The organism is Neorhizobium sp. NPDC001467, from assembly GCF_050275975.1.
GTDB lineage: Bacteria > Pseudomonadota > Alphaproteobacteria > Rhizobiales > Rhizobiaceae > Neorhizobium.
In genome coordinates, this window is the sequence record NZ_JBNNPS010000001.1 from 875,029 (window position 1) to 901,921 (window position 26,893).

The 26,893-nt window shown below is 60.4% G+C and carries 32 protein-coding genes; 19 read left to right on the forward strand and 13 right to left on the reverse strand.

Annotated elements, in window-relative coordinates; genetic code table 11:
- Positions 1-192 precede the first annotated feature (192 nt).
- A complete protein-coding gene (locus ACQKKX_RS04310; RefSeq protein WP_427569124.1) occupies positions 193-945 on the forward strand; it encodes a pyridoxine 5'-phosphate synthase in 753 nt (250 codons plus the stop codon).
- A 90-nt stretch (positions 946-1,035) separates the two neighbouring features.
- Positions 1,036-2,298: an NAD(P)/FAD-dependent oxidoreductase gene (locus ACQKKX_RS04315; RefSeq protein WP_427569126.1), complete on the forward strand. Its 1,263-nt coding sequence runs from the start codon at positions 1,036-1,038 to the stop codon at positions 2,296-2,298.
- Positions 2,299-2,383: 85 nt separating this feature from the next.
- On the opposite strand, the gene ACQKKX_RS04320 is transcribed toward ACQKKX_RS04315, so the two are convergent.
- On the reverse strand, positions 2,384-3,268 hold the full coding sequence (locus tag ACQKKX_RS04320) for an SDR family oxidoreductase (RefSeq protein WP_427569128.1): 885 nt from the start codon (positions 3,266-3,268) through the stop codon (positions 2,384-2,386).
- 140 nt (positions 3,269-3,408) lie between these two features.
- Between ACQKKX_RS04320 and ACQKKX_RS04325 the strand changes: the two genes are divergently transcribed.
- From ACQKKX_RS04325 to ilvC, 3 genes are all read left to right on the forward strand, one after another.
- Complete coding sequence (locus ACQKKX_RS04325) at positions 3,409-3,825, forward strand: winged helix-turn-helix transcriptional regulator (protein ID WP_427569129.1); 417 nt, start codon at positions 3,409-3,411, stop codon at positions 3,823-3,825.
- 146 nt (positions 3,826-3,971) lie between these two features.
- Complete coding sequence (locus ACQKKX_RS04330; protein WP_427569131.1) at positions 3,972-4,613, forward strand: TetR/AcrR family transcriptional regulator; 642 nt, start codon at positions 3,972-3,974, stop codon at positions 4,611-4,613.
- 80 nt (positions 4,614-4,693) lie between these two features.
- A complete protein-coding gene (gene ilvC, locus ACQKKX_RS04335) occupies positions 4,694-5,713 on the forward strand; it encodes a ketol-acid reductoisomerase (RefSeq protein ID WP_427569132.1) in 1,020 nt (339 codons plus the stop codon).
- Between the two features lie 175 nt (positions 5,714-5,888).
- Here the strand turns inward: ilvC and ACQKKX_RS04340 are convergent, their stop codons facing one another.
- On the reverse strand, positions 5,889-6,341 hold the full coding sequence (locus ACQKKX_RS04340) for an RbsD/FucU family protein (RefSeq protein WP_427569133.1): 453 nt from the start codon (positions 6,339-6,341) through the stop codon (positions 5,889-5,891).
- 185 nt (positions 6,342-6,526) lie between these two features.
- Here ACQKKX_RS04340 and ACQKKX_RS04345 point away from each other — a divergent pair, with 185 nt between their 5' ends.
- From ACQKKX_RS04345 to ACQKKX_RS04385, 9 genes are all read left to right on the forward strand, one after another.
- Positions 6,527-7,771, forward strand: coding sequence for a PLP-dependent aminotransferase family protein (locus ACQKKX_RS04345; RefSeq protein WP_427569135.1), 1,245 nt, complete (start codon positions 6,527-6,529; stop codon positions 7,769-7,771).
- Positions 7,772-7,918: 147 nt separating this feature from the next.
- On the forward strand, positions 7,919-8,899 hold the full coding sequence (locus tag ACQKKX_RS04350) for an ABC transporter substrate-binding protein (RefSeq protein ID WP_427569136.1): 981 nt from the start codon (positions 7,919-7,921) through the stop codon (positions 8,897-8,899).
- An 11-nt stretch (positions 8,900-8,910) separates the two neighbouring features.
- Positions 8,911-10,605 (forward strand): ABC transporter permease, encoded by a 1,695-nt coding sequence (locus ACQKKX_RS04355; protein ID WP_427569137.1) that lies wholly within the window; start codon positions 8,911-8,913, stop codon positions 10,603-10,605.
- The gene (locus ACQKKX_RS04360) at positions 10,593-11,621 is read left to right on the forward strand and encodes an ABC transporter ATP-binding protein (protein ID WP_427569138.1); all 1,029 of its coding nucleotides are present in this window, start codon (positions 10,593-10,595) and stop codon (positions 11,619-11,621) included. Before ACQKKX_RS04355 ends, ACQKKX_RS04360 begins: the two co-directional genes overlap by 13 nt.
- Positions 11,622-11,715: 94 nt before the next feature.
- Positions 11,716-12,450 carry an NUDIX hydrolase gene (locus ACQKKX_RS04365; protein WP_427569139.1) on the forward strand — a complete coding sequence of 245 codons (735 nt, stop codon included), beginning with the start codon at positions 11,716-11,718 and terminating at the stop codon, positions 12,448-12,450.
- A 70-nt stretch (positions 12,451-12,520) separates the two neighbouring features.
- Entirely contained in the window at positions 12,521-13,438 is a 918-nt protein-coding gene (locus ACQKKX_RS04370) for a PhzF family phenazine biosynthesis protein (RefSeq protein WP_427569140.1), read from the forward strand.
- 143 nt (positions 13,439-13,581) lie between these two features.
- Entirely contained in the window at positions 13,582-13,785 is a 204-nt protein-coding gene (locus tag ACQKKX_RS04375; protein ID WP_427569141.1) for a hypothetical protein, read from the forward strand.
- A 116-nt stretch (positions 13,786-13,901) separates the two neighbouring features.
- On the forward strand, positions 13,902-14,120 hold the full coding sequence (locus ACQKKX_RS04380; protein WP_427569142.1) for a hypothetical protein: 219 nt from the start codon (positions 13,902-13,904) through the stop codon (positions 14,118-14,120).
- A 135-nt stretch (positions 14,121-14,255) separates the two neighbouring features.
- Entirely contained in the window at positions 14,256-15,209 is a 954-nt protein-coding gene (locus ACQKKX_RS04385) for an NAD(P)H-dependent flavin oxidoreductase (protein ID WP_427569143.1), read from the forward strand.
- Between the two features lie 14 nt (positions 15,210-15,223).
- On the opposite strand, the gene ACQKKX_RS04390 is transcribed toward ACQKKX_RS04385, so the two are convergent.
- Together ACQKKX_RS04390 and ACQKKX_RS04395 are read right to left on the reverse strand one after the other, a co-directional pair.
- Positions 15,224-16,486 carry a glycerate kinase type-2 family protein gene (locus tag ACQKKX_RS04390; protein ID WP_427569144.1) on the reverse strand — a complete coding sequence of 421 codons (1,263 nt, stop codon included), beginning with the start codon at positions 16,484-16,486 and terminating at the stop codon, positions 15,224-15,226.
- Positions 16,487-17,023: 537 nt separating this feature from the next.
- Positions 17,024-17,743 (reverse strand): Crp/Fnr family transcriptional regulator, encoded by a 720-nt coding sequence (locus tag ACQKKX_RS04395; RefSeq protein WP_427569146.1) that lies wholly within the window; start codon positions 17,741-17,743, stop codon positions 17,024-17,026.
- A gap of 122 nt (positions 17,744-17,865) precedes the next feature.
- Between ACQKKX_RS04395 and ACQKKX_RS04400 the strand changes: the two genes are divergently transcribed.
- Together ACQKKX_RS04400 and ACQKKX_RS04405 are read left to right on the forward strand one after the other, a co-directional pair.
- The gene (locus tag ACQKKX_RS04400; protein ID WP_427569147.1) at positions 17,866-18,120 is read left to right on the forward strand and encodes a DUF6894 family protein; all 255 of its coding nucleotides are present in this window, start codon (positions 17,866-17,868) and stop codon (positions 18,118-18,120) included.
- A gap of 383 nt (positions 18,121-18,503) precedes the next feature.
- Positions 18,504-19,955, forward strand: coding sequence for a hypothetical protein (locus ACQKKX_RS04405; protein ID WP_427569148.1), 1,452 nt, complete (start codon positions 18,504-18,506; stop codon positions 19,953-19,955).
- Positions 19,956-20,030: 75 nt separating this feature from the next.
- Here ACQKKX_RS04405 and ACQKKX_RS04410 read toward each other — a convergent pair whose 3' ends face one another.
- From ACQKKX_RS04410 to ACQKKX_RS04450, 9 genes are all read right to left on the reverse strand, one after another.
- Positions 20,031-20,306, reverse strand: a complete 276-nt coding sequence (locus tag ACQKKX_RS04410; protein ID WP_427569149.1) for a hypothetical protein — start codon at positions 20,304-20,306, stop codon at positions 20,031-20,033.
- A 30-nt stretch (positions 20,307-20,336) separates the two neighbouring features.
- Positions 20,337-20,630, reverse strand: coding sequence for a hypothetical protein (locus tag ACQKKX_RS04415; protein WP_427569150.1), 294 nt, complete (start codon positions 20,628-20,630; stop codon positions 20,337-20,339).
- On the reverse strand, positions 20,630-21,130 hold the full coding sequence (locus ACQKKX_RS04420) for a hypothetical protein (RefSeq protein WP_427569151.1): 501 nt from the start codon (positions 21,128-21,130) through the stop codon (positions 20,630-20,632). The genes ACQKKX_RS04415 and ACQKKX_RS04420 overlap by 1 nt, the downstream gene beginning before the upstream one ends.
- Positions 21,127-21,651: a hypothetical protein gene (locus ACQKKX_RS04425; protein ID WP_427569153.1), complete on the reverse strand. Its 525-nt coding sequence runs from the start codon at positions 21,649-21,651 to the stop codon at positions 21,127-21,129. Before ACQKKX_RS04425 ends, ACQKKX_RS04420 begins: the two co-directional genes overlap by 4 nt.
- Entirely contained in the window at positions 21,641-21,952 is a 312-nt protein-coding gene (locus tag ACQKKX_RS04430; protein WP_427569155.1) for a hypothetical protein, read from the reverse strand. The genes ACQKKX_RS04425 and ACQKKX_RS04430 overlap by 11 nt, the downstream gene beginning before the upstream one ends.
- The gene (locus ACQKKX_RS04435; protein ID WP_427569157.1) at positions 21,945-22,211 is read right to left on the reverse strand and encodes a hypothetical protein; all 267 of its coding nucleotides are present in this window, start codon (positions 22,209-22,211) and stop codon (positions 21,945-21,947) included. The genes ACQKKX_RS04430 and ACQKKX_RS04435 overlap by 8 nt, the downstream gene beginning before the upstream one ends.
- Positions 22,204-22,746: a hypothetical protein gene (locus tag ACQKKX_RS04440; protein ID WP_427569159.1), complete on the reverse strand. Its 543-nt coding sequence runs from the start codon at positions 22,744-22,746 to the stop codon at positions 22,204-22,206. The genes ACQKKX_RS04435 and ACQKKX_RS04440 overlap by 8 nt, the downstream gene beginning before the upstream one ends.
- Before the next feature lie 251 nt (positions 22,747-22,997).
- Positions 22,998-23,549: a hypothetical protein gene (locus tag ACQKKX_RS04445; protein ID WP_427569161.1), complete on the reverse strand. Its 552-nt coding sequence runs from the start codon at positions 23,547-23,549 to the stop codon at positions 22,998-23,000.
- A gap of 134 nt (positions 23,550-23,683) precedes the next feature.
- Complete coding sequence (locus ACQKKX_RS04450) at positions 23,684-25,057, reverse strand: hypothetical protein (RefSeq protein WP_427569163.1); 1,374 nt, start codon at positions 25,055-25,057, stop codon at positions 23,684-23,686.
- A gap of 413 nt (positions 25,058-25,470) precedes the next feature.
- Between ACQKKX_RS04450 and ACQKKX_RS04455 the strand changes: the two genes are divergently transcribed.
- From ACQKKX_RS04455 to ACQKKX_RS04465, 3 genes are all read left to right on the forward strand, one after another.
- On the forward strand, positions 25,471-25,779 hold the full coding sequence (locus ACQKKX_RS04455) for a hypothetical protein (RefSeq protein ID WP_427569165.1): 309 nt from the start codon (positions 25,471-25,473) through the stop codon (positions 25,777-25,779).
- Positions 25,776-26,057, forward strand: a complete 282-nt coding sequence (locus tag ACQKKX_RS04460) for a hypothetical protein (RefSeq protein ID WP_427569167.1) — start codon at positions 25,776-25,778, stop codon at positions 26,055-26,057. Before ACQKKX_RS04455 ends, ACQKKX_RS04460 begins: the two co-directional genes overlap by 4 nt.
- Before the next feature lie 104 nt (positions 26,058-26,161).
- Complete coding sequence (locus tag ACQKKX_RS04465; RefSeq protein WP_427569168.1) at positions 26,162-26,806, forward strand: hypothetical protein; 645 nt, start codon at positions 26,162-26,164, stop codon at positions 26,804-26,806.
- Positions 26,807-26,893: the final 87 nt, after the last annotated feature.

Below are 26,893 nucleotides of genomic sequence, written 5' to 3' on the forward strand. Positions count from 1 at the left end.
CTTTTATGAGCCGATGGTGCCATCTTCACCGCCAGTGGTGAATTGTCACTCTATGTCGATGACAAGTTGTATCGGGCGCAGGCCACGCGCAATCTTCAGCCGGCTTTCTTGACCGACCGGCTGAAAACGATTGTCTGGCGCGGCGGATGGCTTAAAGGTCAAGGGGCTTGATTGCTGCCCGAGGATGCCCCCATGCCGACAACGCTTTCCGTGAATGTCAACGCTATCGCCATGCTGCGCAACCGGCGCGACCTGCCATGGCCAAGTCTCGAGCATCTCGGCCGTATCGCGCTGAAGGCAGGCGCATCAGGCCTGACCGTGCATCCACGTCCCGATCAGCGGCATATCCGCTTCAGCGATCTTCCGGTCCTCCGTGCATTGATCGACGACGAATTCCCTAAATGCGAGTTCAATATCGAAGGCTATCCCAGCGAGGATTTCCTTGCCCTTTGCGAGCGCATCGAGCCGGAACAGGTCACTCTGGTGCCCGACGATCCGGCGCAGGCGACCTCGGACCACGGTTTTGATTTTCGCGCCGATCAGGACATGCTGAAGCGCGTCGTGGCTCGCTTGAAGAGCAGGGGCATGCGGGTATCGCTGTTTGCCGATGGCGATGGCGACGTCGAGGCCGTGAGACTGGCCAAGTCCACGGGAGCCGATCGCATCGAGCTCTATACCGGACCCTATGGCGGCTGTTTCGACGATCCCTCAGGCGCGGCCCGGTTGATCGAAGAGTTGGGTCGAACGGCGGATGCCGCGATGGCCGAGGGGATGGCCGTCAATGCCGGCCATGACCTGACCGTCGCCAATCTTCCCGCTCTCGTCGCACGCATCCCGGACCTGGCGGAAGTCTCTATCGGCCATGGCCTGACCGCGGATGCGCTGGAATTCGGGATGACCGAAACGGTGCGCCGCTTCCTGCGCGCCTGCGGGCAGACAATCTGACGCAGTTTAAAAATTGACGCGTTTCAGTAAAACACCATACTGCGTCGCAGCATCTATCTATGCCGATGCGTTTCCCGGAAGGAAGTGGTTGTGTCTGAACATCGTGTGGTCGTCGTTGGCGGTGGCTTTGCAGGGCTGCAAGTCGTCAATTCTCTTGAAGGTGCACCGGTCAAGATAACCCTTGTCGACCGCCGCAATCACCATCTGTTCCAGCCGCTGCTCTATCAGGTTGCAACGACGGTGCTGGCGACTTCCGAGATCGCCTGGCCCATCCGGCGCCTTTACCGCAACCGTGCGGACGTCACGACGCTGCTGGACGAGGTTCTGGGCGTCGACCGGATGGCAAGGACCGTGCAGCTGAAATCGGGCGAGGTCCTGCCGTTCGATACGCTGGTTCTCGCCACGGGCGCGCGTCACGCCTATTTCGGTCGCGACGACTGGGAAAGCATTGCGCCGGGTCTGAAGACCCTCGAGGATGCGACCACGCTGCGCCGCCGACTTCTGCTGGCCTTTGAACGGGCAGAGCTTACAAATCGGACTGAGGAGCAGGATGCGCTACTGACCTTCGTCATCATCGGCGCCGGGCCGACCGGTGTCGAGATGGCGGGCATGATCGCGGAACTGGCATACCGTGTGCTTCCCCGGGAATTTCGCAAGATCGACACGGCACGTGCCCGTGTCCTGCTGGTCGAAGCAGGGCCGCGCGTGCTGTCGGCTTTTTCCGAAGATCTTTCCGCCTATGCGAAAAGAGCACTCGAAAAGCTCGGCGTCGAAGTGCTGACAGGCAATCCCGTCACGGCGATCACTGACGACGGCGTCACGATTGGCGACCGTTTCGTGCCGGCGCGCACCGTTATGTGGGCGGCGGGCGTGCAGGCATCGCCTGCCGCCAAGTGGCTGCAGACGCCGGCTGACAGGGCAGGGCGCGCCATTGTCGGGCCCGATCTTGCGATCGCCGACGATCCGGACATTTTCGTGCTCGGCGACACGGCGCTGGTCATGCAGGACGACAAGCCGGTCCCAGGCATCGCGCCGGCGGCAAAGCAGCAGGGCGAATATGTCGGGAAACTTCTGCGCGCCAGGTTGTCGGGCAAGGCACTGCCCGGACCGTTTCATTATCGCCACCAGGGCAACCTGGCGACAATCGGACGCCGGGCGGCCGTGATCGATTTTGGCCGGTTCAAGCTGACTGGATGGCTCGCCTGGTGGATCTGGGGCCTGGCACATATCTACTTCCTGATCGGCACCCGCTCGCGCATTGCCGTGGCATGGAGCTGGATGTGGACGCATATGTCCGGGCTGCACAGCGCGCGGCTGATTACCCAAAAGGAGACGTTGAAGGACGAGTCCTGAGGGTCCTTCGACCGCCAAGCCGAACGAAATCGGCCGCCGACAACCGTCGGCGGCCATTTGCATATCTTGCCGGCCAGTCCCGCCGTCAGCCGAGCAGGACGTTCCGGTTTTCCTGCAGGAAAGCCTGCAATGACTGCGGGTCGCGCCCGGTCAGCGTCTTGTAATCGTCGGTCACGATGTCGAATTTGCCGGCCGCGATATTAGCGTCGGCCGACGCCAGCATGCGGACCAGGAAATCGGGCAGGCCTGCCGCAGCCATGCCGGCCGCAAGTTGCTCGCCGTTGACCTGTACGACTTCAAGCGGCTTGCCGGCGGCCTCGGAAACGGTGGCGGCAACCTCGTCTGCGGTGAGGGAGGATGCGCCGGTCAGCGTCAGGATCCGGTTGCCGGCCGGTGGTTTGGCAAGCGCGATGGCTGCGGCAAGAGCGCAGTCGTCCCGGGAAATGGTTGCGACCTTACCGCTGCCCGTGGCGGTAAACCATTTCCCGCCTTGCAGATTGTGCGGCATGCTCATCAGGTAGTTGTCGTGATACCACGCATTGCGCAGGATCGTGTAGGCGATTCCCGTGGCCCGGATTGCTTCCTCGCTGCCGTGGTGGTCGGGCGCGAAGCTGACCAGCGATGTTTCCGGTTCCGGCATCGAGGTGTAGAGAATATGGCTGACGCCGGCCTGTTGGGCAGCGGCGATCGCAGCCTTATGCTGTGTCAGCCGCAGGCTGGGCACGGCCAAGGCATCGGTCGAGATGATGAGCGCGCGGTCAATGCCGTCAAAGGCGGTGGCCAGTGTCGCCGCGTCGGAAAAATCGGCCTTGCGGATTTCGATGCCGCGATCCTTCAGGTCGCTCAGCGCCGACGTATCGCGGCTGGCCGCAATCACATCCTGCGCTGAAACCCCGACAGTTTCCAGAAGGTGCCGGATGACGTCGCGGCCGAGTTTGCCGTTTGCGCCGGTGACGAGAAGCCTTGCCATGCAGATTTCCTTTTTTGTAAGCCGGCCATGCGGAACGGCGTTTGCTGCTCTCAAAATGAGACCAGGCCTAGAATAGGAATTGACCGCATGCTGTAAAGAAGGCAGTTTTCCGGTTGATCGTTACCGAAAGGGAACTACCCATGACGACTCGCGCCCCTGCGCCGAAGCCCCCCGTCGAGGAGAATGTCGTCTCGAACTGGAATGCCGAAAACTGTCCGGTTCGCGATGTCATCAACCAGATTTCCGGCAAGTGGTCGACCCTTATGCTGCAGGCGCTCGCGCTCCGGCCCTACCGTTTCGGCGAGTTGCGCCGGCTGATTCCGGACATTTCCCAGCGGATGCTGACCCAGACTTTGCGTGACCTCCAGCGCGACGGCTATATCGATCGCGAGGTCTTTCCAACCACGCCGCCCAGCGTCGAGTACCGCATGACGGCGCTTGGCCATTCGCTGTTTGCACCTCTGTCCGAGGTTCTCAAATGGGCCGAAGACAACCATGTCTCGGTCAAGGCGGCCCGTATGCGTTACGACGCCGTTGAGCCTGCCCGGTCGGCCTGAACCAGTTCGGGCACGTTGCTTGCACAGGTTCCGCTTTTACGAACCCGGCATTTTGGCGCAACAGGCTTGACGGCACACGAATGCGTAGACTATAGGAACCGTACGGTACGGTACTTGAGCCGTCCACAGCATTCTCGGAGTAGATCGTGCCCGTCGATACCGCCGCCTCGACAAAATTTTCGCCGCGTCAGAGCGCCGTCCTGGGAGAGGCGTTGCGTCTGCTTGTCGAAGGTGGTGACAAGGCCTTGACCACGTCCGGCCTGGCGCGCGCCGCCAACTGTTCCAAGGAAAGCCTGTACAAGTGGTTCGGAGACCGCGACGGCCTGCTGGCGGCGATGATTTCCTTCCAGCAGAGCAAGGTTCGCACAGCTGACCGCAGCGGCGAAAGGCTCACCCTGGAGACGCTGCGTGAACATCTGGACGTGTTCGCCCGCGATCTTCTCGAGGTTCTGGCCGGCGACGTATCGCTGGCGCTGAACCGTCTGGCGATCGGGCAATCGAGCCGCGATGGTTCCAAACTGGGCAAGCTTCTTCTGGAGCACGGTCGCCGCGAGATCGACCGACGGGCGAGGGCGCTGATCGAGACCGGCAAACGCTCCGGCCTGTTGCGTTTCGACGATGCCGACGATGCCTATCACACGCTTTACGGCCTGGTGGTTTCAGATCTGCATGTGCGCATGCTTCTGGGAGAGCAGGGGCCGAAGGACAATACCCGGCAGGCACGAAAGGCGGTTGACGCCTTCCTCATCCTGCATGGGACGCAAAAGGGTTCGCAGGAGACCGCATAGGTCTCGGCGGTTCGTTAAACCAAGACAACGCCGGACCGGCAGCGTCCGGTCAACACTGTCGCTTAGGGAAGGAATTTGGCATGCGTGTTTATTACGATCGTGATGCGGACATCAACCTCATCAAGTCCAAGAAGGTCGCCATCATCGGCTACGGTTCCCAGGGCCGCGCCCACGCGCTGAACCTGAAGGATTCCGGCGCCCAGAACATGGCGATCGCCCTGAAGGCAGGTTCGGCCACGGCCAAGAAGGCCGAAGCCGACGGCTTCAAGGTGATGACGGTGGCGGAAGCCGCGGCCTGGGCCGACCTGATGATGATGGCAACCCCGGACGAACTGCAGGCCGACATCTACAAGGATGAGATCGCTGCCAACATCCGCGACGGCGCCACGATCGCTTTTGCCCATGGCCTCAACGTCCATTTCGGCCTGATCGAGCCGAAGGCATCGATCGACGTCGTCATGATCGCACCGAAGGGCCCGGGTCACACGGTTCGCGGCGAATACCAGAAGGGCGGCGGCGTTCCCTGCCTCGTTGCCATCCACCAGAACGCTTCGGGCAATGCGCTTGATCTCGCTCTCTCCTACGCCTGCGGCGTTGGCGGCGGCCGTTCGGGCATCATCGAGACCACCTTCAAGGAAGAGTGCGAAACCGACCTTTTTGGCGAGCAGGTCGTTCTATGCGGTGGTCTGGTCGAGCTGATCCGCGCCGGTTTCGAAACGCTGGTCGAAGGCGGCTACGCCCCGGAAATGGCCTATTTCGAGTGCCTGCACGAAGTGAAGCTGATCGTCGACCTGATCTATGAAGGCGGTATCGCCAACATGAACTACTCGATCTCGAACACGGCCGAGTGGGGCGAATATGTCACCGGTCCGCGCATCATCACTGCTGAAACCAAGGCTGAAATGAAGCGCGTTCTGACCGACATTCAGACCGGCAAGTTCACCTCGGACTGGATGCAGGAATACCGTGCGGGCGGCGCGCGCTTCAAGGGTATCCGTCGCAACAATGACAGCCACCAGATCGAAGAAGTCGGCACCAAGCTGCGCGCCATGATGCCGTGGATCGGCAAGAACAAGCTCGTCGATAAAGCCGTCAACTAATTGGCTTGCCGGTCCAAGGCATCTTTCGTGATGCGCGCCTGCGGCGACGCAGGGATCGGCAAGAACAAGCTCGTAGACAAGGCCGTCAACTAAGCGGCTCTTGTCTGGCTATACGGCCATGACGGTTTGAAAAAATGGGCCGCGCCGGGAACTCTCCTGCGCGGCCCATTCCGTTTTAGTTCTTGGGCGGAACGACGCCCTTGGTCAGCAGGAAGCAGCCGTAGAAGCGGGTTTCGCCGGTGGCGATGACGCAATAGGCTTGTTTGGCCTTTTCGTAGAAGGCAAATCGCTCGATCCCGTACATCGGTGCGGACTGGCCTTCAGCCGTATCGATCTCCGTCTGCACTTCCTGCTGGATCTCGGGGATGGTGTCTGGATCACCCATGATTTCCATGCGCCCGACCGATGGTTGCAGCGGCGTGTCGAGAGGCAAGACGGAGAGGATGGCCCGCATGGCGCGGGCAGCAGTTACGTTGTCGATCCGCAGCACCTTGCCAAGCACCGTCTGGCGCGCAATCGAATCTGATGGAAAGTTGGTGTCGGCGAGCACGAGCGTATCGCCGTGCCCCATTGATCTGAGCGCATAAAGGACGTCGGCATTGAGGGCCGGATCCAGGTTTTTCAGCATGATCTTCCTCCTTGATCATAAGCAGGTCCGTGGTGACATACTTACCGCCTACTGAGAAGATAACGGTGGCGGAGAAGGCCGAAGAAATGCAAGAAAATGATGATTATCCGATAGGTCAGTATTGCTGACCTGTCGAAATTTCTGTAAAGCTGAAGGCAACAAATTGTAATAAGAGGAAACGTCCCGTGCTTGATTGGGAACAAATCTTCGCCACGCGCTCTAGCCGCATGAAGGCGTCGGAAATCCGCGAACTGCTGAAACTATTGGAGCAGCCTGATATCATCTCGTTTGCCGGCGGTATTCCGGACCCGGCGCTGTTCCCGGCCGACGAGTTCAAGGCCGCCTATGCCGACATCTTTTCAAGCGCCCAGGTGAACTCGGCGCTGCAATATTCGGTGAGCGAGGGATACAAGCCGCTGCGCGACTGGATCGTCGCCGACATGGCCAAGATCGGCATCGACTGTACAGCCGACAACGTCTTCATCACCTCCGGCTCGCAGCAGGCGCTCGATTATTTCGGAAAACTCTTCCTGTCGCCGAACGATACCGCGCTGGTGACCTGGCCGACCTATCTTGGCGCTTTGTCCGCCTTCAATGCCTACGAGCCGCATTACGATCAGCTGTCGCTCAACGGCAACCGCACGCCGGAAGCCTATCGCGAGACGGCGTCCAAGGCTGGCGGCGCGGTAAAGTTTGCCTATCTCTCGGCCGACTTCTCCAACCCGACCGGCGAGACAATCGACCTTGCCGGTCGTGAAAAACTTTTGGCGCTGGCCGATGAACTGGATATCGCTGTTCTCGAAGATGCGGCCTATCAGAACCTGCGCTTCGATGGCGACGCCATCCCGCCGATCCTGGCGCTGGATATCGCCCGCTCCGGCAGCATCGAAAACACCCGCACGATCTATAGCGGCAGCTTTTCCAAGACGCTGGCGCCTGGCCTGCGCGTCGGCTTCGTCGTGGCCGCCATGCCTGTCATCCGCAAGCTGGTGCTGATGAAACAGGCGGCAGACCTGCATTCCTCGACAATCAACCAGATCGCCGTCGAGCATGTCGCTTCGCGCGGTTTTGCCGATCAGGTCGCCAAGATCAAGCGCGTTTATAGCGGCCGTCGCGATGCCATGCTGGCCGCGCTCGGAAAATACATGCCGAAGAACACCAGCTGGACCAAGCCGGAAGGCGGGATGTTCGTGTGGGTGACGCTGCCCGAAGGCATGGACGGCGCCGAGCTTTTGGCGAAGTCGCTGGCGACGGAAAAGGTCGCCTTCGTGCCGGGCAAGGCGTTTTTTGCCGATGGCAGCAATGCCAACACGCTGCGCGTCTCGTTCTCCTGCGCCAATGATGCGATGATCGACGAGGGCATCAAGCGCCTTGGCCGTCTGGTTGCCAATGCTTCGGTGAGCGAGCACGAAAGTCTGCCGATCATCTGATCGACAATCATGTTAGAGACAACGAAAAGGGCGGGTCCACAGGCGACCCGCCCTTTTTCTTTGCCTGATTGAACAGCTGCGCAAGTCTGTCATATGAGTGTCGCCGAATGTGTGTTTAAGCGCGTCAGATCAACAAGGAACGCCTTCATGAAAAAGCTCCTTTCCTCCTTCACGGCGCTTGTCGCGCTCGGTCTCGCCGGCGTTGTGAATGCTGCGGATCTGGTCGTCTATACCAGTCAGCCGAATGCCGATGCGCAGGCGACGATCGACGGATTCAAGGCCGCCAATCCGAATGTCGACGTCGAGTGGGTTCGCGACGGAACGCCGCAGATCATGGCAAAACTCAACGCCGAAATCGCTGCCGGCAACCCGGTCGCCGACGTTCTGCTGATCGCCGATACGGTTACCTTCGAACGCATGAAGGCCGCGGGCCAGCTCTTGGCCTACAAGTCGCCGGAAGCCAAGAACTTTGACGCCTCGCTTTATGACGCTGATGGCTACTACTACTCCACCAAGCTGATCACCACCGGCATCATGTACAACACCCAGGCGGCGATGAAGCCGACGAGCTGGGCTGATCTTTCCAAGCCGGAAGCCAAAGGTCTCGTCACCATGCCGAGCCCCGTCGCCTCGGGCGCTGCTCTCATCCACGCTCAGACGCTGGCCGGCGTCGAAGGTCTTGGCTGGGATTACTACAAGGACCTCAAGGCCAATGGCGCTGTTGCAGCAGGCGGTAACGGTGGCGTCCTGAAAGCCGTTGCTTCTGGCGAGAAAGCTTACGGCGTTGTCGTCGATTACATGCCGATCCGTGAAAAGGCCAAGGGCGCTCCGGTCGAGTTCGTCTTCCCGACGGAAGGCGTTTCTGCCGTCACCGAGCCGGCCGCCATCCTGTCCACGACGAAGCATCAGGACAATGCCAAGAAGTTCATCGATTATCTTCTGTCTGAAAACGGCCAGAAGATCGCTGCCGGTCTCGGTTACATCCCGGCCCGCAACGGCATCGAGCTGCCTGCCGGTTATCCGGCTCGCGAAGAGATCAAGGTTCTGCCGCTGAATGCCGCCGATGCGCTCAAGAATTCGGAAAAGGACGTCAAGACCTTCTCTGATATCTTTGGCACCAAGGGCTGATATAAGGCCTGATGTTCCGATCTCAGAATCGAGAAAACAGCCAGCCCCGCTGGCTGTTTTCCTTTGTCGTCGTGGTGATCTTCTTCCTGAGCGTACTGCCGCTCGGGCGGCTCGCCATGACTGGCGTTTCGTCGCTCTTTGGGGGCGGAGCCCATGCGCTCTTGTCGGACCCTGCCGTCTGGCAGGCCGTCTATGACACACTGACCACATCCTTTCTCGGCATGATCGCGGCCGTCATTCTCGGTGGTGGGTTTGCGCTGCTGCTGACGCTGTTCGATGTGCGCGGCAAGACGGCGCTCGGTTTTCTGTTCATGCTGCCGACGATGATCCCGCCACAGGTGACGGCCTTGTCGTGGATCGGCATGACCGGCCCGTCGAGCGCGCTTCTGAAGGCGATTGGCATGGCGCCGCCGCTTGGGTCTCCTCAGCCACTCTATTCGATCGGCGGCATCGCGCTGCTTTACGGCGTCCAGAATGCTCCGCTGGTCTTCCTGTCGCTACGCGCCGGTCTTTTGGCGCTGCCACGTGACGGCGTCGAGGCCGCACGGCTGTCCGGCGCTTCGTCCTGGCAGGTGCTGAAGGATATCGTCCTGCCGCTGTCCTTGCCGGGTTTCGTGGCGGGTGCAGCGATTGCCTTCGTCTCCTGCGTCGGCAATTTCGGCATTCCCGCCATCCTCGGCATTCCGGCATCGATTTACACTTTGCCCACGCTGATCTATTCGAAATTTGCCGCCTTTGGCCCTAATACTTTTGCCGATGTCTCGCTTCTCTCTGGCCTGATCGCCATCCTCTCGGTGATGGGCCTGACCGTCGAGGAACGGGTTTTGCGTGGTCGCGACTATCGCGTCATTGGGCTTTCCGGGCAGGTGGCCCTGTTCCGGTTGGGCAACTGGCGTCTGCTGGGTGAGCTGGTTCTGTGGCTGGCGATTTTCGTCATGCTGGTCATGCCGCTGACAGCCTTGATCGCAAGCTCGCTGGCGCCTGCCTATGGCGTGCCGCTGACACCAGCAACGGCGACCTTGGATGCCTATCGCGAAGTCCTGTTCAAGCAGACCATCACCCGCACGGCCTTTTTCAATTCCGTCGCGCTATCGCTGACGACGGCTCTCGGTCTCCTCGTCGTGACTGTGCTGACAGGATATTATCTCGTCCGCTCGAAAAGCCGTCTTGCACCTGTTCTGTCGGCTCTGGCGGAGATACCGTATGCGTTGCCCGGCATCGTGCTCGCCGTTGCGCTGATCCTCGTTTTCGCCGCGCCGATCCCTGTCATAGGCATTTCCATATACGGCACGATCTGGATCATCCTCGTCGCCTATTTCTCCAGCTTCTTCGCGGTCAGCCTGAAGCCGGTAGTGAGCGCCTTCCGCCAGCTCGATCCGTCGCTGGAAGAAGCGGCACGCCTGTCAGGCGCGGGTTTCGGACGGCGGCTCATCGATATCGTTGTGCCGCTGGTAGCGCCGGCGGCAGGCGCGTCGGTCATTCTCGTCTTCCTCATTGCCTGCAACGAACTGACCGTTTCAGCCATTCTCTGGTCGGCCGGCACGCAGACGCTCGGCGTGGCGATATACAATCTCGATGACAGCGGCAGTTTCAATCTTGCCGCCGCGCTCTCCGTTCTCGTCGTCATCATGGTGATCGCGATGATGCTGTTGCTGGAACTGATGGCGAAGAAACTGCCGAAAGGTGTGGTACCGTGGCGAAGCTGATCCTCAACCGTTTGTCCAAATCCTTCGAAACCGGGGGACGTCCGGCTGTCAACGACGTGTCGCTGGACGTGCGCGACGGCGGCTTTCTGGCGCTGCTCGGCCCTTCTGGCTGCGGCAAGACGACCGTTCTGCGCATGATCGCCGGTTTCGAACAGCCGACCGACGGTTCCATCCTGCTCGGCGATCGCGTGCTCGCCGATGCAGGCGCGATGGTGGCGCCCGAGCATCGCAACATGGCGATGGTGTTTCAATCCTATGCGCTCTGGCCGCATATGAGCGTTGCCGACAATGTCGGTTACCCGCTGAAGGTGCGTGGTATCTCTGGTGAAAAGCGCGCGAAGAAAATCCGCGAGGCGCTCAACGCCGTCAGGCTCGAAGCCTATGCTGACCGTCGCCCAGCTGATCTGTCCGGCGGCCAGCGGCAACGTGTGGCGCTGGCCCGTTGCCTCGTCACTGAGCCGGATGTCGTTCTGCTCGACGAGCCGCTCGCCAATCTCGACCGCCATCTACGCCAGGAAATGGAAGAGACGTTCAGGGAATTCCATGCCCGATCCGGCGCGACGATGATCTATGTCACACACGATCAGGCCGAGGCCATGGCGCTTGCGACCGACGTTGCCGTCATGTCGGAAGGCCGGGTTTTGCAGATGGCAAGCCCGCAGGACATCTATGCGCGCCCGGAGGGCCGTCTTGTCGGTGAACTCGTCGGCCAGGGCGCGATTCTCAAGTGGCCGGCGGCATCGCTTGCCGGCAGACTGCTCGATTGGTGCATGCTGCAGCAATCGCTTTCGCATGCGGAGGGGCATGGCTTCTGCGATATTTTGGTCCGGCCTCAGGATGTCGAGGTCGATGCCGACGGTGTGGCGGCGACGGTGACATCGGTGCTTTTCGAGGGGGAGCGCTATGCATTGAGGCTCGCGCTGGGCGATGGACAGGTGCTGCGTGCCTTCAGCCGCAGTCCGGTCAAGATTGGCGATAGGATGTCGATCGCCATACGATCCGCCTGGAGATTGTAGCGGGTAGCCGGTCTTGCTTTGCGGGGCTAGGGTAGGATGGACAAGCCGCAACGCGATCGCGGCGGCGTCGCATCCCTCAAGGAGCTGATCTGGCATGACGATAAAGCCGCCCGGCGTCTGGCCTCCGCCGACCAACCCTTTTCGCGTCGATGGCTTCGATCTGCGTGTGGTGGAGGGGCCGCACCCAATCCATGTCGAAAATGCCGAGGCAATCAAGGCAAACTGGCGTGTCGCGAGCGAGAGAAATCCGCATCTGTTCAACGGCCCAATGCTGTTGCAGCGCCGTGTGACCCTTGATGGCGGCATCATCCGCGGTGTTGCCCAGGTCATCCCCTATGCCGCCTTTCTGTGGTGGCGCAAACAGCCCGAAATGGCGGGCGCCCTGCATCTCTTCGGCTTTGCCGTTCCGGTTTCGAGCGACGGTGCGATCGTTGCCATCCGCATGAGCGAACGGACCTCCAGTCCAGGCAAGGTCTATTGCGCAGCCGGATCGCTCGACCTTGCCGATGTCGCCGACAACCAGGTCGATCTTGTCGGCAATATGCGTCGTGAGGTGCGTGAGGAGACTGGCATTGATCTCGATACCGCGCAAGCGGACGCGCATTTCCATGCCAGCCATGACCGGAACCGGATCGTGGTCTTTCGTTTTTACCGCTTTGCGATGAGCGCCGACGCGATGGCCGCGCGGATCGAGGCCCATATGCGGCAGGATCCGGAACAGGAGATCGATGCCGCGGTCATCGTCCGGTCATCCGATCGGGCTGCGCACGACTACAGTCCGGCCATGTACCCAATACTCGACATGTTTTTTGCACGGGCCGACAAATGAACAAACGGGGTTGCGCCGCAGAAAACGCTGGGGCAGTTTGATGCCATCGCCAACCACCTAGAGGTTCGCTGTGGCTCGCCGCTACGCCATCTACGACGTTTTCACCGAGAGCAAACTTGCGGGAAATCCGCTGGCAGTCATTTTCGATGCTGATGGTTTGTCCGATCAGGCGATGCAGGCGTTGGCGCGGGAGATGAACCTGTCGGAAACCGTTTTCGTGCAGCAGGCGGATAATCCGGCGCACGCGGCGCGTCTGCGGATCTTCACACCGGGCAAGGAACTGCCCTTCGCCGGCCACCCGACGGTCGGCAGTGCCGTGGCGCTGACCGAACTGGAGCGCGGACCCGATGCCGGTGATGTCGATCTCGTCTGCATGATCGAGGAGAAGATCGGTCCGGTGCGCTGCGCGGTGCGATTGCGCAAAGGCGGCGTCGGATTTGCCGAATTCGATCTGCCTCGCAAGCCTGCCCGCATCGATCTGTCTTTGGATATCGAGGGACTGGCCAACGCGCTGAGCGTCAAGACCGGCGATCTCGGTTTCGAGAACCACATGGCGTCGATCTGGAGCGCGGGCGTTCCGTTCCTAATGTTGCCACTGCGTAATATTGCGGCGGTGCAGAACATGGAATTCGATGTCACGTTGTGGGAAAAGGCAGCTCCGTTCGTGGAGGGTTCGCTGGCATCCGCCTATGTCTATTGCCGGGGTGGCACGCATCATCAAGCGAAATTCCACGCCCGGATGTTTTCCCCCGACATGGGGATTGCCGAGGATCCAGCGACCGGCGCCGCCGTTGCAGCGCTTGCCGGTGCCATTCGCCACTTCGACGGCTTGCCCGATGGACATCACCCCATCCTCGTGGAGCAGGGCGTGGAAATGGGTCGGGCCTCCTACATCAACCTGCATATCGAGGTGAAGGACTCAGACATTGGGCGGGTCCGCATCGGCGGGCACGCGGTCAAAGTGGCTGAGGGATCGCTGTTGGTTTAGCCTCAAGGCAGCTTGCGATTTTGCAGGCGCGAAGCTTCAACCTTTAGTACAAGTGATTGCAAAACCTTCATAAAAATATTCCGATATGAACGGAACAAAGCCGCTGTCTTACCGTTATGAGGCGTTCGATTGGAGACGCGGGAATGAACACGGCGATCGTGGAGGCAGCAATTACGAGAGATGGCGAGCGGATCGCGCTCGGCATCATGAACATCGTTCAGGCCCTTGCACTTCCGTATGATGATCTCGAATTCACCAATCCGCATCAAGAGACGGGCGCCGCGCCGAAGGAAGCGCCGCCTTTTCTAATGCGCGACGAATTTATCCGTCTCCTCGAACGCCCCTGAACCATATCGCCCATCATCCACCTCAGGTGGTGTCTGCCAGAGCTTAGGGACCGGAAGCAGAACCGGCCCCGGCTGAAGTGCCTCGAGTATGCGTAAGCATGACGTTAGGAGTTGAAATGATCAGAAGTGAAAAGAGGCGAAGCGAGGAGCCTCTGGACTCGAACGATCTGCTGCGTTGCCAGCAGGTTTTCGAGGAACTGAAACAGGATCTCGGCGCTGTCGAGGACGTCGAAGAGATCAACCGCCTGGCGGCGATCACCATCGAGCTCTACCGACAGGGCGTTCGACGCAAGGACCAGCTGCGCACGATGGTTGCAGCCGCCCGTGGGCGCTGATCGCGCAGTTCGCTAAGTCTACAGCCATTTTCCAACTGCAGCCGGCGGCCCACCCCGCCGGCTGCTTGCGGTTGGGCGTCAGCCCTTATAACCATGTCCGCTCGGGAATTGGTGCATGCCTTGGGAGGAGAATGGATGCCACTGCCGAAGATATTCGAGGTATTGCGACTGCCGGCCATTGCCGCGCCAATGTTTCTGGCCTCCGGGCCCGACCTCGTCGTCGAAACCTGCCGGTCGGGCCTTGTCGGCACGTTTCCGGCCCTCAACCAGCGGACGACGGAAGGGTTCGGCGATTGGCTGAACGAGATCCGCGCACGTCTGGCGACAGCTGAGACGGCGGCACCTTACGGCGTCAATCTCATCGTTCACCGCTCCAATCCGCGGCTGGAGGCGGATCTTCACAAGATCGTCGAGCACAAGGTGCCGCTGATCATCACCTCGCTCGGCGCCGTGCCCGATGTGGTTCAGGCTGTGCATTCCTATGGCGGCCTGGTGTTTCACGATGTCATCAGTCGCCGCCACGCTGAGAAAGCGGCGCAGGCGGGCGTCGACGGCATCATTGCCGTCGGGGCCGGCGCGGGCGGGCACGCGGGCACACTCAGCCCCTTCGCTCTCATCCCCGAAATTCGGAGTTTCTTCGACGGGACGCTGCTTCTGTCCGGTGCGATGAGCAATGGCGCGCAGATTGCCGCTGCCCGCCTCATGGGCGCCGATATGGCCTATCTGGGGACGCGCTTTCTGGCGACGAAAGAGGCGATGATCAGCGACGAGCAGAAGCGCATGACGGTGGACGCGACCGCCGCCGACATCATCTATACACCGGCAATCTCCGGGGTCGCCGCCAACTTCCTGCGTCCGAGCCTGCTCGCTGCCGGGCTCGATCCCGACAACCTGGTCGGCCACGGTGCGATGGATCTCGGCAGCGAGGCAAAGGCCTGGAAGTCGGTGTGGTCGGCGGGACAGGGAGTTGCGTCGCTCAAGGATGTGCCGAGCGCTGCAGATCTGTGCGAGCGGCTGATCCAGGAATATGCCGCGGCCATGGCTTCGGCCGGAACGGATCCATTCGCCATGCGTGCGCGAAACGGGTGATCCGGCACCCGACGTCACCGGATCAGAATGGCGCGAAAATCGTTGACATTCGTGCCGGTCGGACCGGTGACGAAAAGATCGTCGATGGCATCGAAAGCCGCATGGCTATTGTTTTCGCTAAGCAGTTGCTGCGCGTCGATGTTCCTGTCGCGCAGGCGCTGCATCGTCATGCCGTCACAAAAGGCGCCGGCATTGTTTTCGGTTCCATCGGTACCGTCGGTATCGGCGGCAAGAACCTCGATATCGTAGCCATCAATGGCCTGCACCATGGCAAGCGCGAATTCGCCGTTACGGCCTCCCTTGCCACCGGCGCCGCGCAGCGTCACGGTCGTCTCGCCGCCGGATAGAATCACGACCGGTCGCGAAAAGGGCCGGTTGCGCGTGGCGATTTCGCGCGCGATCGCAGCATGAACCAGGCCGACATCGCGGGCCTCGCCTTCGATGGCGCCGGACAGGATGACCGCCGGAATGCCTTGTTCCGTCGCGGCCGTCGCTGCCGCTTCCAGCGATACGCCGCTGGAAGCGATGACGCGGTGGCTGTGACGGCCGAAAACCGGATCTTCGGGCCGTGGCGCGTCGGCCTTATCGCTGTGAAGGTGATCGATCGCAGCCTGGGGCAAGGCCAGGCCGTAGCGACGAACCACGTCCAGCGCGTCATGACGGGTCGAAGGGTCGGGGACGGTTGGTCCGGAAGCGACATGGGCGGGATTGTCGCCGGGAATGTCCGACACGATCAAGCTGACGACCGGCGCCCGGGTCGCCGCGGCAAGGCGGCCGCCCTTGATCGTCGAAAGATGCTTTCGCACAACGTTCATCGCCGCAATGGGCGCGCCCGATGCCAGCAATACCCGGTTGATAGCGATCTCGTCCTCGAGCGTCATGCCAGGCGGCGGGGCGGGAAGCAGCGCCGACCCCCCGCCACAGATCAAGGCGATAACGAGATCGTCTTCATCAAGGCCTGCAATGGCATCGAAAAGGCGCTGCGCCGCTAACAGGCCGGCCCCATCGGGCACTGGATGGGACGCCTCGATCACGTCGATGGCCTCGGTCGCACAGCCAAATCCGTAGCGCGTAACGACGACCCCCGAAAGGGGACCGTCCCATAGGGCTTCCAACGCCTGCGCCAGCTGTGCCGCACCCTTGCCTGCGCCAATCACCACCGTGCGTCCGCGCGGTCTCGCCGGCAGATGCGGCCGCATGCTCTCGACCGGATCAGCGGCACGGACTGCCGCATCGAAAAGGGAGGCTAGAAAGGCGCGACGGTCCGGCATTGGCATCTCCTCAGGTGCAGGACATTCTTCTTTCACGACCGCACGGTGAAATACAGGGCAGATCTTATCGACATTTCGTCTCATTACCCGAGAGAGGGAATGAGTTCCTGATGCTTCGGAGATTCAACGGGTTCAGTCGCCTATGCTCGACCCCGATTTTACGCGCGTGCGAAAATGATGCATGCACATTAACTAATGTATCAAATCGACATATATGCGGCGACGATCGCGCTTGTCGGACAGAATATCATGGCGGGGCTCACCAACTCTCTCGAGTAGGGGGTCCGCGAGCCCCTAACCGGCGTCATGCCGGCTGCGGGAAGTTAGACGGCATGGTTGCCCAATTCTCAACATCCAGCGCCGTTATCTTCCCGTTAACCTGCCCGATACATTAACCAAGTGTAAATGGGCGTGTCAGCGTGACGCATGCCGTTCTCGATCTGCCATCCGCGGAGCGGTGCGTCGTCGTTCAGCTTGGAAAGTGCCTCGGTCTCGCGCAGATGAAGCCATACCCAAGGCGGCGTCCGCGGCACGGTTAGGGCCTCAACGTGGCTCGGCGTTCAGGGACAGGTAGGTCGGATCGAAGCCGGCAACGGATTGAAGGCGGGGCCAGTCGAGGATGGTGATCGTGTCCTTGGCCCAGGTGATAAGGTTTTCGCGCCGCAGGCTTTGGATGACCCGGTTCATGTGAACGAGCGAGATGCCAAGGACGTCAGCCATTTCCGACTGCGACAGCGGGAAGTGAAACGCCCAGCCCTGTGTATGGGCGACGACCTTGAGGCGCAGGTAGAGTTCGCAGATGACATGGGCGAGATGGGCGGTGCGCGAGCGCCGCCCCATGGATACGATCCATTCCCGGTGAATGCCGCCATGGATCAGCGTATCCAGCCACAACAGCCGCGACAGATGCGGCCAGTCTTCCGTCACCTTTTTCAGGTCCGCGTAATCGACCATCGCCACGCGACAGGATGAGAGCGCGACAATGCCATGGTCCATCGTCTTCAGCAGGAAGGCGTGCAGGTCGACGAATTCCCCGGCGATATGAATGGCTGTGATCTGGCGAGCCCCTTCCGGCGTCACCTTGTAGCGGGCGGCAAAACCCTCCAGCAGCATCGTGCTGCTATTGGGACGGGTGCCTTCGGTCACGATGTCCTCGTTGGCGGAAAATCGCCTTTCGCGCCCCACCAGCGAACGCAACACATCCTTTTCCGCATCGGAAAGATAGTCGCGCTGCTCGAGGTTGAGGACGAGGGACTGGATCACGGTGATCTCCGGCTTTTCGTGTCGTGGGGCAATGCCGGATGAGCGGCGGGGGCGAGAGCGCGTTACCCCGGAACAATTCCATTTGCTTGGGATTACATCGTCTGCTGAAAGATGGAATCACCATGCCAAGATACTTTTTCGATGTCCATAACGGCAATGGCGCAAGCCGCGACGAACACGGCCTGGAACTATCGTCCGCCGATCGGGTCATGTCGGAAATCAGCAGGATCATGCTCGACATCGCGCGCGACGAATTTCCCAGTCAGGAAGAGGGCCGCATCGCAATCTTCGCCCGCGACGAAAGAGGCAACGAAATCTGCGCAAGTTATCTGAGCTTTCAGACCGAATGGTTGAAACAGGATGACGACCATTCCTGATCTCGACCCTGCAGGATCGTCCAGCGCGGTGTCAGACCGAGACTTCAGTCACGATATCAATGGCTTGAGAAAGGTTGGTGGGTGATGTAGGGCTCGAACCTACGACCCGCTGATTAAGAGTCAGAGGGTCTCGTATTTCCTTCTGCCCGCGCCGTCAGCGCTTGTCAACAAAGTTGACGGATCAAGGCCTTAGAAACAAGGGCAAATTTGTGGACGTGCAGTTTCATCACATATCTTCGTCAACTTTCTTGGTTGTGACTTAGAGACGTGTTCCTAAATCACACGTGATTTGGCTGCTAACCGACGAGTGTGCTGGGGTCTAGCACTTGCCAAGCGATTCGATCCGGGTGACCATTTTCTCAGACAAGAGAAAGAGATCCCGAATGCCCTCCGAAATTTTCAGCGGCTACACACTCACAAAGGTCAAGAATCAGATCAAGAAAGGCGTCTCCGCAGCCGTGGTCTATCGCGACCAGGACACGAGCGGTCTTGCGATCAAGCTCACAAAAACCGGAGCATCCTGGTACTACAGCACCCGAGACACGAACCTACAGATCGCACCGTTCGCCCACTTCGGCCTCGACGACCTGCCAATGCTTCGGGAACTGGTCGTCAAGATCAGGAAGGAAGCGAAGAAGGGCAACCCGATCGATACGCTCGTGAAGTCCTTCGCAGCCGGGTATTCCGTTCAGGATGCAGGACATCTCCACGATGTCGCAACGGGTACCGGAGTAGTTTGGGAAGTCGCACGTGACCTCTATCTGGAATGGTGCGGTCGGAACCGCAACGCTGACACAGCGCGTGGCTACAAGTCGGCGCTGGGTGCAACACCCGGCCTCCATGAAGACTTCGCTCCTATCCACGGAAAACCGCTTGCCGCCATTCTCACGCGCGATCTCGCTCAGATCCGAGATAACATCGTCTCCCGATGCACCGAACGTGCTATCGAGGAGCAGCAGGCTCGCGGCGACAGAGGCTCGAAGAAGGATGTAGTAGCGGGGATCCGCCAGGCAGATCTAACCGTCAGCGCACTGAAGGCGGCCTTCAAGCATTTCGTGAACAAGAAGCAGTTCAACCTTGACCGCAACCCCGCTGCCGACCTGTCGAAGTGCCTGGAGCGCCCGACAGAGATCGCTGGCAAGGAGAAGTTCCGCGCCCTCACGCAGATCGAGATTGGAGCGTTGTGGGAGGCTCTGGAATCGTGCCCCAACGAGACGGTTCGCGGTGTGCTCAAACTCCAGCTTCTTACCGGACAGCGCCGGACGACCCCCACAATCGCTCTCCAGTCAGCCTTTCAGTTCGACTCCGGACATTACGAGTGCGTATGGGGTCTCGAGGACAAGAGCCACCATTGGCGGAAGCTCCCCCTTCCGCCGTTGGCGGCTAGCATCGCGAAGCACGCTCTCCGGATGGCCGTGAACAATCCAGCATCAGTCCATCTGTTTCCGAAGCAGCGGCCGAAAAAGACTGGCGATGATATGGCTGGCCACATCAACGTCCGCACTGTGTCGGATAAGATCGAAGAGATGCGGAAGCCCGGGGGCGTTTTCGAGCTGATGCCGTTCAACGTATCGACCCACGATCTCCGCAAGGCGTTCGTCTCGATCGTCGGCCCGAAGATGTCCCGTTTCACGTTGCGTGGTCGTCCGATGGATTCAGAAGAGGTCACCATGATCACTCACAAGAACGAAGGCCGTGAGAGCGTGGCTCAGCTCGTGTACGACAAGAACAGCTATCTCGACGTGAAGCTCGAGATTCTCACGTGGTGGCAGGAATTTGTTCTCGAAGGTCACCGGATGTATCTGGCATCACTTACGATGAAGAAAGCCGCCTGATAGTCACCGATCGGTGATCGCCATCCCGTCCCAGTGCCCGCCGGATCCGCTTCCGCAGGCACTGGGTGCCAGTTCTCAATGCTTGATCTCATCCGGATCCTCAGGATCTCGCTCACCGTCTGACATCAGCTCCTTCATCAAGTCGAGACCGGCACCGTAGTCCTGCAAGAAGTGCGCGATTGCCTCCTGCTCATTCTCGAACATCACCGACATGGACTCCCGCTTCGCTCGCCAATCCTCGGCATCGATGACATCTGCATGTAGGACGCACTTGGCCCGTACGTCGTCACCGGCACCAATCAGGCCACCTGGACGTCCGCAGCACTCACACAAGACGACTATTTCCGACATCAACGTCTCCTGTGGTGGTTATGTCCGATATCAATCTTCATCGTCGTGCAGTCCGCGGCGCCCCATCTCGTCGATGACCAAGCTACGAACGTATGTCCGTAGCCACGCACACTCGTCCTCCGACATCGGCAAGATGAGCTGCCAGCTCTCGACCTCGCTGCGGATCCACACCCGGGTATCCTTTTCAGCGACCGACATCGCGGCAACGACGGCGGTCTCGATGTGGGGTGCCAGTGTCCGTAGGATCTCGGCTTCGCGCCCGCGCTCCGCGATATCGGCCTCGATCTGATCCAATACGGGTGTCCGCCGCTTATGATCCGCCATCAGATCCTCCTCCCTAGCTTGACCCAGCCTTCGTCTGTGAGCGCCATCCCGTACGTCCTGTTGAGATACAGCAGCCTGCTCCAGATCCGCGGCCCCCAATCTCCATGATAGACGGATCCGTTCACTCGCCACTCAGCGGGCACATCGCCGGACTGCCAGAGCTGGCAACTCCACGGCGTTACGATGGGCGCTCGAAACATGTCTTCTTCCGTCGGCTCCGTCTGGCGCGACAACCGGAATTCGGGCGGAGGCAGAAGGTAGCCGTCCGGAGAGAGGAGCTGCAGCAGTCGTCGACCGATCCGGAAATCGGTGCCTGTCATGCTGGCCATATGCCATCCGATCCGGCTGCAGGTGTCGTCGTCGTCGAAGGCATAGAGGTCGAGCAGAGTCTCGATGTCTGGGCAGCGGGTGAGAGCATGGATCACCAAGTCGGCGCGATCCATGCTCTCGACGTGTATGGTGGGCGGCGGCAAGCCGAGGCGGCGGCGGGGTACTGTCATCGGCGCGGATATCGCGTTTCGTGTGGCAGCGTTCCGTACGGCGGCTCCATGGCTTCGAGCGTATCGGCGACGGGATCGTAGCGGCATTTGGTGCCGGCTACCCAGACGTAGGGATTCTCGTAGAAGTCGGGCTTCGGCCACGACCGCTGCTCGTCAGTAGCGTGCTCGTCACAGCGACACTGGAGCCACGCAAACTGCCCGGCAGGCGGACGGCGGATGTAACCGGGCTCGCCGCAAGCTTCGCAGCGGTACATCGAGCGCATCTCCGCGAGGCCGTCAGCGAGGTAGATCTCCTCGCGAACAGCTTCAGGAGGGAAGGCTTTGTGGATACGCAGGCTGCCGAACTTTTCCTTCAACTCAGTGATCTCAAGCTGAGGCCAAATAGCCTGCGCCATCCGGATGAAGTCCTGAATGATAGGCAGCCAGCCGACACCGACGTCAACGTAACGCGCGCCGTCGAAGACACCGGGGAAGTCAGCCTGCAGGTCGTCGAGCTTAATACGCGGGATATCAGGAAGCATTGCACCAAGTCTCCTGTTCGCACTCATCACACGTCACCACACGCCGTTCTCCGCGATCGCGGCCATGTCCAGACCCGCAGCTCATGCAGGTAGATAACGACTGGGTGACAAAACCCTGAACGAGGCGCCCGAGTGCGGCGCGGTCGGCGGGGCCGAGCTGGCTGTCGTCGACGGCAACGTGGAGCCAGCCGCGGTCAGCGGTCATGGCTGTGACGGCTGCCGTCGGATGGTGGCGCATGAGAGCGATACGGAGATCGTGGACTAGATCGAACCAGCCCATCGGAAGGCGACTATCAGTCATTAAGGCGCTCCTGGTACTCTTCGAGGATGGCATAGACGGCTGTCTTGTCGGCTGCTGTGATGTCGTCGGAAACGCGAGCATCGATGACGACTAGGCCTTCGTCGCGTTCGGTGATGCCGTAAACACGGACGCGGTAGCCAGAGAGCGCGGCAAAGAGTTCGTCGACGATCGGCTGGAGGTTGGGCCGGATCTGCAGATCCTCGGCGGCGGGAATGGCATCGCCATGGCGGGACACGAGGCGGTCGTACCAGTCAGACATCGGTCAATCCTTTCGTGAGCTGCTTGAAGGTTCTCGGCGTGAAATTGACATCGGGGAGATCGACACCGACGTCGCGAGAACGCCCCAAGGATTCGAGCCGGCCGTGAGCGTGCCCGAAGAAATGCCAGTGGCCTTTCAGGTGTCCCTGCCAGGCGCGCTGGGCGTAATGTGAGAGGACGACGTGCTGGCCTTCGTCGCGGACGAACATCAGGGCTTCGGGACGCGCCGCCCAATCGAGTCCTGCGATGGTCGGATGCAAGTCGCCGTCGCGGCGGACATCATGGTTGCCGTAGATGAGGAACTTGCGGCCGTTCAGACGGTGGAAGATGCTCCGGATACGATCGGGATTGTTGAGTCCGAGCGCGAAATCGCCGAGGTGATAGACGACATCTTCAGGGTCGACGACGGCGTTCCAGCGCTGGATGAGATGCTCGTCGTGCTGCTCGATGGACTCGAACAGCCGCGGCTGCATGCGCAGGATGTTATCGTGGCAGAAGTGGGTGTCGCTGATATAGAACTTGCGGACGTACGACATGTGGAGACTCCGAAAATAGGCATAAGCGAGCGGCTCCGCGCGAGGGCGGATCAGGCTGCTATGGCTATTCGGAGTACCTGCGTCATCGTGTTGTCCTTGTTCGGATCCTGAATAGCAGGACCCGGGGGAGTTGTGAGCCCCGCCAGTGCGAGAAGGCGCCGGCAGGGTTAATGGAGAGCGATCGAGTTCACGGACTTCTGCATGAGATATCGCGCATGGTATAATCGAGGTCGGATATACCGTCTATGATATCAGGCGGCCGCTAGGAGCTCAGTGACCGTGTCGTCCGGATGGATGCCGCAGCGGATGCCGTGTGCCATCTTCTTGAGATATTCGCGACGGAGGGCGTGAGGGATGCGCGTCCACAGATCCGCGTCGAGGGATGGCGGCTTGCGGATCGGAGGCAGCACTGGACGTGGTGGCTCGATCGTGTCCGGATAAGGATTCGATCTCAAGTCCTTGAGACCGTCGGCGAACATTACTGCGGTGATAGGGTCGACAGCTCCGGGTGTCAGGAGCGTGCGAGCGTGGGACATCATTTCAGTTGCACCCAAGGCGGCGGCCAGCGCGGTCATCGAAACCGTCGGCTCGACCTTCACGGTGACACCCTTGTCTGTCGGCGACGGATGGCCGCGCCGGGAGCGTACGAAAGCCACACCGCCGTCCTTCCCCGCCACCAGCGAGAGCCACGTGTCGTACGTCTCCGCGATGTATCGGTTCTCGACGACACGCATCACATCATCTCCCTCTGCGTTCTCTTCGAGATCGGCAATGAAGTCTCGGTAGCGCATGTATGTGGTCATGATGGCTTCCTTTCAGAAACGGAAAAGGGAGAGCTGCCGGAAGCTCTCCCTCAATGAGATCGAGCTCAGGTAAAACCCGATCCTGTTACCAGTGTGAGCGGGGCGGCGGACTTGCACAATAGCCGACAGCGAGATCATGCCACGATCTCCTGAAGAACAGTGTCGAGGTGCTTGTAGACGAATGCGCGGCTGACACCGGCACGGATAGAGATCGTCTCCTTCGACATCCCATCGAGCTTGCCTCCATCCTGCAAAGCTGAAACGGCGGCCTTCAGGGTGTCGAATGACTTCTGAAAGCGAGCGCCTTGGGCATAAGCCGCACCCGCACGCTGCCTGTCTTCGACGGTCGGCATATCCTCGACGACGTGAGCCAGCCGCTTGCGGGCCTTCGGCCTCTCCAACTTCGAGGGATCGAAACTCGTTGCCAGGTGGGTGGCGACCTTCTCGATGACGTAGGCAGCACGGTCTTCAGCCAGTCCGGAAGTGGCCGCGTAGAATTCCAGTTCGCGGTAGACGGCGTTTCCAAGTTCGTCAGCCGGAAGGAGGATGCGTTCGTCGCGGGCGAAGTGCCAGGACGCGAGGAGCTTGGAACCGAAGTCGAGAAGCTTGTTGAACAGCTCGTTCGATGCAGACTTGCTCATCCGGCTTTGGATCCGCGCTGATTTCCGAACCAGCTCCGCGCGCGATGCCTTCATGTCCAGGACGTCCGCGTACTCCTTCAGCGACATGAACTGGCTCGCGTTCGGAGTGAGCGTCTGCCAGATCGGCGACAACGGGTTCTTGCAGCGAAGGGTGCCATGCGGCGCGCTCGCGTCTGCGCCTAGATCCAGAAGCGCCGCCACCAGTCCCCGCGAGACGGCCTCGAACAGCTTGACCGGAGCCTTGCGGCATCGCTCATCCGACTTGCTGTTCCAGGCTCCGACTTCAAGCATGAAAATGAAATGAGGGCCGCAGAAAGATCCGTCTGCCAGTTCGTCACCCACCACGATGTGCGGCAGATGCGGGATGGCGCCCTCATCGACGCGTCTCTGAAGAGCTGCAAGGCATGCCTCAGACGACGTGAACACCGCATCGCAGTCGATCCGGATGAAGCTCAGGAACTCCTTGTTCCCCTCGATATAGGCGCAGTCGAGCGTCAGCAGCTTCGACCAGTATGGGACGTACAGATCGGCCTTGTTGTCTGAGGCACGAACCTTCCCCTTGCGGGGGAGCCTGGTAACGAAGAGCTTGAGGATGGGATTGTTCACGCTGCGCAGACCAACCTCGACGAACGGCTGCCTGACGCTTCCGGCAATCTCTCGGGCGAACGGCAGGATGTAGCCTTCCTCGACGCGCTCCCGGATCATCCGCTTTTCATCTGCGGCTCGGACATGAAAGGGATTCGTGACGTCGAACTGCGTGGATCGTGCCTTCAGATCTGCGACCTCATCGCGGGACCTGCGGTTCTGGTCATACCTGTGGCAGAAGTCGACGAGCCAATCTGTCGTCGTAGTGAGAGTATCGTTCATGCGCACCTACCTGATCAGGATGTTCCGGCATCCTGTAAAGAATGGTGCTTGTCGGCGGAGAGTGAATCAATGGGGCGGTTCGCACTTCCGTATCTCTTTTTAACTTAACACCATCAGAGACAAATAAGTGGACAGCGTAGATCGGTGGGATGCGGACGTGTTGCTGTCCACGATATTGTCCGCGATGGTGTTAAGTTAAAAAGAGATCTGCGGAACGAACACCCCATGCTCAGTTGTCCCATGCGCCGCCGGTGGCGACCCTGATATCTCGTAGTGAGGGCGAATCGCTCTCGTAGTGATGACAGGAGGCGAGGATGCCGAGGGCACGGACGCAGAGGGGTGAGGCGCATGCGAACGAGCAGGTGCGGTATCGTGAAAAGCTTAAGGCTCGGGGAGCTCCGGAGGCGTCGGACGTGGACGTTGCTGTTGCCGCGGCGGTGGCGGTTTCCTTCGCTCGTTCCAGAGGCAATGCGAAAGCGGATGCCGCTTTCGACGCTCTGATCGACACCGCGAAGAGGATCCTGGTTGATCGCGGCTACGATCCTCTCGAAGCCGAGCGGAAGACGCGTGGACGTCTGCAGTTCCGAGCCGATCTGGAAGCGCTGACGGCAGTCACTACCCGACCTTTGAATCAGCCGACTTCCCCCCATTACTCCGTCTTTGACAAACGGCTTTCTCGGGTTCCTCGTAGTGAGCGTAGTGATGCTGGAGGTGCGGCATGAGAAAATTCGACCCACCACCGCGCGGCGACGATCCGCGCTATCCCAAGGCTCGAGAAGCTCTGCTCGTCCTAGGCGCTGTGGCAGCCGAAGACGCTGACTACGCCAAGAACCGGAACGGCCGAGGTTTTTCCAAAGCCGACTCGACGAAAGGCCACGCCCTTGCAGCCCTGTCCCTGGTTGCTGTCGTCCGAGACCCCACAACATTCGCCGAGGTGACCTCAATGGCGGCGCGATACCGACGGCAAGCGTCGCGCATCGCGCAAGGTGCTTTGCTGTAACGCGAGGCGAGTTGCGGTTTTTCGATTCAGCCTCGCCACGGCTGCCGGCGATTGAATCTTTCACTGCATCGAGGCGACCATACTCCTGACACCAGGAGATCATGATGGCCGCGAAGGACGCAAAAATTCAGACACTCGCCCCGCGGGTCGACTGGGTCGAGCAAGCAATTGAGGATCTCTATAAGCGTCCTGGCGGTTCAGGCACGCTTGACGAGAAGCTCTGGAAGGCGACGCTCACAGGTGCCGAGGCATCCGCCACCTGGGGCGACAAGCCTTGGGAAGCCACCGATCTCATTTACGGCCCAACCAGCCCCAACCAGCTATCGATGCAACAGACGATCTTCGGGACGAGCTCGGCTGGCGCAATGAAGTGTCAGGACGGTAAGGGATTCTACGGGTGGCTCTTCCCGGAGGAAGAGACCCGTTGGCAGTATCCTCAACCTCAGACGCTCGCGAACGATGTCTTCGACCAGCCCGATTCCGGCTACGTCCACGCACTCCGCACCGCGACGCTGTCCCTCATGGCAGCCATATTTAAGGCGCCTGAGTACGTCGGCGACTATACCATCATCGACCGCATCAACGACCTTGCGACCGAACTCGAGGAACTCGCCGGACAAGCACAGGAAGCCATCGGTGATCTGCAGGCAGAGATCGCTCATCAAGCGGAAGTGAACACGACGGCTCACGAGGATCTCCAGGCCCAGATCGACGCCCTCCGCAACCGCCTCAATGCCGGAGGCCTCTGATGGACACCGACCTCACGCCCCGTCAAGCCGTCCACGCCTACCTCGGCGGCGAGCACGTCCCACCGCATATCCTGCGCGCGGCCGTGG

What these genes read in the sequence shown, in the direction of transcription:
- ACQKKX_RS04310 (WP_427569124.1), top strand. Translation starts at nt 193, where the DNA reads ATGCCGACAACGCTTTCCGTGAATGTCAACGCTATCGCCATGCTGCGC.
- ACQKKX_RS04320 (WP_427569128.1), bottom strand. Translation starts at nt 3,268, where the DNA reads ATGGCAAGGCTTCTCGTCACCGGCGCAAACGGCAAACTCGGCCGCGAC.
- ACQKKX_RS04325 (WP_427569129.1), top strand. Translation starts at nt 3,409, where the DNA reads ATGACGACTCGCGCCCCTGCGCCGAAGCCCCCCGTCGAGGAGAATGTC.
- ilvC (WP_427569132.1), top strand. Translation starts at nt 4,694, where the DNA reads ATGCGTGTTTATTACGATCGTGATGCGGACATCAACCTCATCAAGTCC.
- ACQKKX_RS04340 (WP_427569133.1), bottom strand. Translation starts at nt 6,341, where the DNA reads ATGCTGAAAAACCTGGATCCGGCCCTCAATGCCGACGTCCTTTATGCG.
- ACQKKX_RS04350 (WP_427569136.1), top strand. Translation starts at nt 7,919, where the DNA reads ATGAAAAAGCTCCTTTCCTCCTTCACGGCGCTTGTCGCGCTCGGTCTC.
- ACQKKX_RS04355 (WP_427569137.1), top strand. Translation starts at nt 8,911, where the DNA reads ATGTTCCGATCTCAGAATCGAGAAAACAGCCAGCCCCGCTGGCTGTTT.
- ACQKKX_RS04365 (WP_427569139.1), top strand. Translation starts at nt 11,716, where the DNA reads ATGACGATAAAGCCGCCCGGCGTCTGGCCTCCGCCGACCAACCCTTTT.
- ACQKKX_RS04375 (WP_427569141.1), top strand. Translation starts at nt 13,582, where the DNA reads ATGAACACGGCGATCGTGGAGGCAGCAATTACGAGAGATGGCGAGCGG.
- ACQKKX_RS04380 (WP_427569142.1), top strand. Translation starts at nt 13,902, where the DNA reads ATGATCAGAAGTGAAAAGAGGCGAAGCGAGGAGCCTCTGGACTCGAAC.
- ACQKKX_RS04385 (WP_427569143.1), top strand. Translation starts at nt 14,256, where the DNA reads ATGCCACTGCCGAAGATATTCGAGGTATTGCGACTGCCGGCCATTGCC.
- ACQKKX_RS04390 (WP_427569144.1), bottom strand. Translation starts at nt 16,486, where the DNA reads ATGCCAATGCCGGACCGTCGCGCCTTTCTAGCCTCCCTTTTCGATGCG.
- ACQKKX_RS04400 (WP_427569147.1), top strand. Translation starts at nt 17,866, where the DNA reads ATGCCAAGATACTTTTTCGATGTCCATAACGGCAATGGCGCAAGCCGC.
- ACQKKX_RS04405 (WP_427569148.1), top strand. Translation starts at nt 18,504, where the DNA reads ATGCCCTCCGAAATTTTCAGCGGCTACACACTCACAAAGGTCAAGAAT.
- ACQKKX_RS04410 (WP_427569149.1), bottom strand. Translation starts at nt 20,306, where the DNA reads ATGTCGGAAATAGTCGTCTTGTGTGAGTGCTGCGGACGTCCAGGTGGC.
- ACQKKX_RS04415 (WP_427569150.1), bottom strand. Translation starts at nt 20,630, where the DNA reads ATGGCGGATCATAAGCGGCGGACACCCGTATTGGATCAGATCGAGGCC.
- ACQKKX_RS04420 (WP_427569151.1), bottom strand. Translation starts at nt 21,130, where the DNA reads ATGACAGTACCCCGCCGCCGCCTCGGCTTGCCGCCGCCCACCATACAC.
- ACQKKX_RS04425 (WP_427569153.1), bottom strand. Translation starts at nt 21,651, where the DNA reads ATGCTTCCTGATATCCCGCGTATTAAGCTCGACGACCTGCAGGCTGAC.
- ACQKKX_RS04430 (WP_427569155.1), bottom strand. Translation starts at nt 21,952, where the DNA reads ATGACTGATAGTCGCCTTCCGATGGGCTGGTTCGATCTAGTCCACGAT.
- ACQKKX_RS04435 (WP_427569157.1), bottom strand. Translation starts at nt 22,211, where the DNA reads ATGTCTGACTGGTACGACCGCCTCGTGTCCCGCCATGGCGATGCCATT.
- ACQKKX_RS04440 (WP_427569159.1), bottom strand. Translation starts at nt 22,746, where the DNA reads ATGTCGTACGTCCGCAAGTTCTATATCAGCGACACCCACTTCTGCCAC.
- ACQKKX_RS04445 (WP_427569161.1), bottom strand. Translation starts at nt 23,549, where the DNA reads ATGACCACATACATGCGCTACCGAGACTTCATTGCCGATCTCGAAGAG.
- ACQKKX_RS04450 (WP_427569163.1), bottom strand. Translation starts at nt 25,057, where the DNA reads ATGAACGATACTCTCACTACGACGACAGATTGGCTCGTCGACTTCTGC.
- ACQKKX_RS04460 (WP_427569167.1), top strand. Translation starts at nt 25,776, where the DNA reads ATGAGAAAATTCGACCCACCACCGCGCGGCGACGATCCGCGCTATCCC.
- ACQKKX_RS04465 (WP_427569168.1), top strand. Translation starts at nt 26,162, where the DNA reads ATGGCCGCGAAGGACGCAAAAATTCAGACACTCGCCCCGCGGGTCGAC.